The sequence below is a fragment of the Prevotella brunnea genome (genome assembly GCF_008016795.1).
Taxonomy (GTDB): Bacteria; Bacteroidota; Bacteroidia; order Bacteroidales; family Bacteroidaceae; genus Prevotella; species Prevotella brunnea.
On record NZ_SDIK01000049.1, the window covers coordinates 1 to 1,265 of the forward strand.

Annotated in this window: 1 pseudogene; it reads right to left on the bottom strand. The window is 42.9% G+C overall.

Annotated elements, in window-relative coordinates:
* A pseudogene (locus ETF27_RS06515) lies at positions 1-868 on the bottom strand (IS30 family transposase); the annotation flags it as partial.
* Positions 869-1,265: the final 397 nt, after the last annotated feature.

A 1,265-nucleotide genomic window follows, 5' to 3' on the forward strand; every position in this document is an offset into this window, starting at 1 on the left:
TATTTTGTATCGACATAATTCTCATGTCTGTATAATGTTCAAACGAATCCTTGTTCGGTATATATTGGCTGATTAGTTTAGTTGTAGTCACAATAGCTGCCGTTTGCCAAGAACATTATGGATCGGCGAAGTATACGGGCACGACTAAGAACTTGGTAATGTCCTTATGTGCTGCAAATTCAGGTCCGTTGTCTGTTGTAATGGTCTTCAGAATGTCCTTGTATGGTAGCAGCAGTTTCCTAACTACCTTTGCCAGAGGCTTTGACTGCTTTCCAAATGGCAGTTTCTGCATAAGCAGCATATTGGTGGATTTCTCTACCAGTGTGAGTATGGCATGTTGGTCAGGGTCTACGATCAAGTCCATCTCAAAATCTCCGAATCTCTTCCCGTCAACTTCCTTACTTCTTTCATGGATACTCAACCTGTCTTTAATTGGAAGATGTCTGCCCTTGGGACGATGCCTGTATTTCATCTTATGCCTTGTGTGTTTGGCAAGTTCCCCTGTTGTATCATTATGAATGATATTATAAATGGATTGGTGGGACACCTTTATCCCCTCATTCTTGCGCAGATAACCTGATATTTGCCGTGGAGACCACTGAGCATTGGTGATATATTCCTTAATCCTCCAGACTAATTCGTCGGAGAGCCTGGCGTTCTTTACCGTTCTCTTTCTGCGCTGCATAGCCATATCGTGCGCCTTTGTCCAAATATACTTTCCCGATGGCGTGCTGTTGCGTTTGATTTCACGTGAAAGTGTTGACTGACTGATGCCAACGATTGCGGCAATCTCTTTTCTCCCTGTTTTCTTTTGGAGTAAGGCGAAAATTTGCGACCTTTGCTCCGAGGTTAATTGATGATATTTCACAATACAAAGTTAATTAATCTTGGGGAGACAGAGGTCTCCCTTTTTTTATTTGTATTGCTGGTTGTTTTTTTCCTCGCCGAGAGATGCAGACAACCTCTCGCTACGCTTCGAGAACGTCTGCATCTCTCGGCGAGGGCTACTCTTTTATTGCACTTCGTTTTGGAACTTGCATATTGCACTTCGTTTTGGAACTTGCAATTGCACTTCGTTTTGGAACTTACAGTCGATTTTTCTAAAGACAGTTGCGTATGCCTGTTTTACAGCACTTCTGACAGTTTGCCTGTGTGCGAGTCGATGATAAATCCTCTCACCGTAAACCCTCGTGGCATCAGTGGATGGCATTTAATAGTGTTTACCGTGAGTTTTACATCTTCTTCTACATCATCGAACCCACTGA